4 protein-coding genes are annotated in these 4,298 nt (G+C 45.9%); 2 read left to right on the forward strand and 2 right to left on the reverse strand.

Features of this window, described 5'->3' with window-relative positions; all coding sequences use genetic code 11:
* Positions 1–126: 126 nt before the first annotated feature.
* Both ACTHUT_RS14630 and coaBC read left to right on the forward strand, forming a co-directional pair.
* Entirely contained in the window at positions 127–1,368 is a 1,242-nt protein-coding gene (locus ACTHUT_RS14630; RefSeq protein ID WP_440418960.1) for a tetratricopeptide repeat protein, read from the forward strand.
* Between the two features lie 44 nt (positions 1,369–1,412).
* On the forward strand, positions 1,413–2,591 hold the full coding sequence (gene coaBC / locus ACTHUT_RS14635; protein ID WP_250599787.1) for a bifunctional phosphopantothenoylcysteine decarboxylase/phosphopantothenate--cysteine ligase CoaBC: 1,179 nt from the start codon (positions 1,413–1,415) through the stop codon (positions 2,589–2,591).
* 57 nt (positions 2,592–2,648) lie between these two features.
* Here the strand turns inward: coaBC and era are convergent, their stop codons facing one another.
* Together era and rnc are read right to left on the reverse strand one after the other, a co-directional pair.
* The gene (gene era / locus ACTHUT_RS14640) at positions 2,649–3,578 is read right to left on the reverse strand and encodes a GTPase Era (protein ID WP_250599785.1); all 930 of its coding nucleotides are present in this window, start codon (positions 3,576–3,578) and stop codon (positions 2,649–2,651) included.
* A gap of 64 nt (positions 3,579–3,642) precedes the next feature.
* The coding region (gene rnc, locus ACTHUT_RS14645; protein WP_440418961.1) for a ribonuclease III at positions 3,643–4,298 on the reverse strand (656 nt) is incomplete at its 5' end.

A 4,298-nucleotide genomic window follows, 5' to 3' on the forward strand; every position in this document is an offset into this window, starting at 1 on the left:
AAATAGCCCTGTGGCTTTACTCTTAATTGCCACATTCAACACTCTATATCTCTATATTACTGGCGCTTTAGTCCCATCTACTCTTACAATCTCTACTTTCTCCAATAAAACAATCATAAATTTAGAATGTCCCTATTATTGAGTAACGAAAAGATTCAACAAAAATTTGAACAAGCATATCACTCCTTTATCGAAGAGGAAAATTACGAGGAAGCGCTTAAACGCGCCGAGATTCTTTGCCTTCTCAACCCCAAATCTGCAGAATTTCATCATAAAGTTGCTTATGTCTATCTAAAGCAATTGAAATGGGAAAAAGCCATTGAGGCTGAAATGAAAACATTAGAGCTGGATAGCACCTATATTCCTGCTTTGGATTTACTTGCACATGCTTACGGCGCTCTAGATAATTGGGAAAAAACCGGGTTTTACGGTCATCAAGCTTTGGTTCTAAAAGATAAAGTCATCCCAGACCTAGAACATGAAATCATTCCGACACCAGCTCCAAAAAACGGCAAACGGATTATCTCATTTTCTTTATTTGGCAATAATTCCAAATATATTGAGCCTGCCGTCTTAAACACCCAGCTTGCTCCTGTGCTTTTCCCTGGTTGGACATGTCGTTTTTATGTCGACGATTCTGTATCGGCTGAAGCTATTCAACGAGTTAGAAATAACGGAGCAGAAGTAATTAAGGTTGGCGCACCGTTGGACAACTGGCCGGGTACGATGTGGCGCTTTCTTGCCATTAATGATCCCGAGGTGGAATACGTTATTTTCCGTGATGCAGATTCTATTATTTGTTATCGTGATGCAGCGGCCGTATCCGAATGGATAAAAAGTGGCACCCTATTCCACACTATTCGCGACTCAGGCTCGCATACCGCCCTAATTCTTGCAGGTATGTGGGGCGCTAAAGCGGGTGCAGTCCCAGATATGCAGGAAAGGATTCAGAACTTTGTCGACGAGGGCTACCCTTCCAGACATTTTGCCGACCAAGATTTTCTAGAAAAAGAATTGTGGGCCTATATCCGTCAGAATCTGTTCGCACATGACAGATTATTTGATTTCTGTAATGCACACGAAATTCCCGGCGAGTTTTACCCTAATTATCAAATCGCTTTCAGCGAAGGGGTTACCAGCTTTAACGCAACGACTGATTGTGAAGACGGCAGCCTGGCAAAATGGACGCTGTACTCCAGTGCTTCGCCTTTGGTCAATCCGGACTACTCGCTCAATGTTGTTCCTGAATTTAAAGTCTGCAGTTATGTGACTGAAGTAAAAAACGGAGCGGTTTCAGCATTTTTGCCGAAGAGATATGGTAATGCGATTAAAGCAAAACTGGCCAGAATCAACATCGAACAAATATAATTTGATTTGATTCCTATATATCTCATTTAATGAACTCGTTATTTATGAGCAAACACATTCTCCTCGGCATTACCGGCGGTATTGCGGCGTATAAATCTTGCGAACTGGTCAGACTGCTGAAAAAGCAAGGATATTCTGTATCAGTGGTGATGACAGATTCTGCGACAGAATTTGTCTCCCCACTGACTTTCCAAGCTTTAACTGGCAACCCTGTTTTATCGGATACCTATTCAGGTGCTTCAAATAATGGCATGGCGCACATCAATCTGACGCGTGAAGCTGACGCATTTCTTATTGCGCCAGCCACTGCCAATACGATTGCCAAAATTGCCAACGGATTAGCTGATAATCTACTGACCAACTTGGTGGCAGCTAGAAAATGTCCTTTGGCCGTTGCACCTGCAATGAATGTCGAAATGTGGAACAACCCTGCCAACCTGCGCAATATTGAGCAACTGGTTTCAGACGGCATTACCGTGTTTTACCCAAACAGTGGCGAACAGGCTTGCGGTGAAACAGGTACAGGTAGAATGGTCGAAGCGGTCGATCTGGCAGATTTGCTAGAAGATTTATGGACACCCAAGCTACTGAGCGGCAAAAAAGTTCTGATTACAGCCGGCGCAACGTTTGAAGCCATTGATCCTGTCCGCGGCATTACCAATATTTCCAGCGGACAAATGGGCATGGCTTTAGCGCGCGCGTGCCGTGCTGCCGGAGCGAAAGTCACGCTGATTTACGGTCAAATTCAGACGGCCTTGCCAGCAGGCTTGGCTCATTCCGAACAAGCTGTCAGCGCAGAAGCCATGTATCAGGCAGTTCACCGCCATATCCATGAGCAGGATGTCTTTATTTCCGTTGCAGCCGTTGCAGACTATAAAGTCAAAAACAGCAGCAACGAGAAACTGAAGAAAAACGGTAATCAGCCCCCGGTTATCGAACTGACGGAAAATCCAGATATTCTCGCATCCGTTGCCGCTCTGCCTTCTCCACCATTCTGCGTCGGCTTTGCTGCCGAAAGCCATCAAGTCTTGGAATTTGCTCGGGCAAAACGTTTGCGCAAAAACGTACCGATGTTGGTAGCCAACCAAGTTTCCGTTTCCATGGGTAAGCCAACCAATCAAATCACTATTATTGATGACCTTGCCGAAACCTCATTTCCGGAAACATCCAAACGCCAAGCAGCAAATGAAATCGTCAAACGCCTGGCTGAATTATTGGCTTGATCAAACAAAAGGCCGTCTGAAAGTTTTTCAGACGGCCTTTTGTTCAAACACATTAAATCACAAACCCAATTCGCGCAGAAAACGAATATCGTCTGCCCAACCGGATTTCACTTTCACCCAAATCTTTAAAAAGACTTTGGTACCAAATAATTTTTCCATATCAAGGCGGGCTTCAGTAGAAATTTTCTTCAATTTCTCCCCGCCCTTGCCAATCAAAATCGCCTTTTGACTGTCTTTATCGACCAACACCGCGATATAAATGCGGAACAGTCCGCTTTCCTCTTCCTCAAACTGCTCCACTTCAACATTCATCGCATACGGTAGCTCTTCACCCAAATAGCGGAACAGTTTTTCACGCACAATTTCCATCGCCAAGAATCGGCTGGATTTGTCCGTGACCATATCTTCCGGATACATCGGGATACTTTCCGGCAGATAAGGCTTGAGCAGTTCCAACAGATTGGCAATACGCAGGCCATGTTTCGCGCTGACTGCCTCGCTGGCGGCAAATTCAAACTCTTGGCGTACTTCATTGATAAACGCCTCAAGCGCAAATTTGTCTTTGGCTTTGTCTTTATCGATTTTATTGACCACCAATACCACAGGCGTATGCTTAGGCAACTGCTTCAGTACCACGCGGTCGGCATCGGTAAAGCGCATGGCTTCCACCACAAAAATCACCACGTCCACGCCGCTCAACGCTTCGGTTACGTTTTGATTAAGACGGTCATTCAAAGCATTGCGGTGATTGGTTTGAAAACCCGGCGTATCGACAAACACAAATTGCGCCGTGTCGTCGGTGTAAATACCGGTTACACGGTTGCGCGTGGTTTGTGCTTTTTTACTGGTAATACTGATTTTCTGACCGATTAAATGGTTCATCAGCGTGGATTTGCCGACATTAGGACGACCCACGATGGCCACAAAGCCGCAACGATAATCCGTCGGGTGTTGCGACTCGTTTTGCAAAAAGGTTTCGATATCCATTTATATATGACTTTCTTGATTGTTTCAGACGGCCTTTGCATTTTCTCAAAGGCCGTCTGAAGTATTATTTTTTAGATTTTTTCAAAGGAAACTTCTGTTCCAACCATTCTAAGGCTTCACATGCCGCTTTTTGCTCGGCTACTTTCCGACTGCTGCCGCGTGCGTTACAGATGAAACCGAGTTCGCCCAAATCACAGGAAATCACAAACATCGCATCAGCCGTTTGCTCCGCCTGCTCTTCGATTCGGTATTTCGGAAGGGCAAAGCGGCGTGCCTGCAAGGCTTCCTGCAAAGCGGTTTTACTGTCTTTCTTGCCGATATTCAAATCCGCACGTTTCACGCGTTCCGCAAACAAATGGCGAACCACTTTTTCCGCCGCAGAAAAATCCGCGTCAAAACTGACCGCCGCAAACATCGCCTCCATCGCATCGGCCAAAATCGAAGGCCGTCTGAAACCGCCGCTCTTCAACTCACCGGCACCCAAATACAAACCGTCGCCGACATTCATTTCCAACGCGATTTCAGCCAATACACCTTCATTCACCAAAGCCGCGCGCATCCGCGACAACTCGCCTTCCGACAATTTCGGAAAAGCGTCAAACAACATCCGCGCCACGGAATAGTTCAAAATCGAATCGCCGACAAATTCAAAACGCTCATTGTGTTTGGCATTGTAGCTGCGGTGGGTCAAAGCCTGCTGAAGCAGCTCCATATTGCGGA

This window comes from Neisseria sp. P0022.S010, assembly GCF_051956635.1.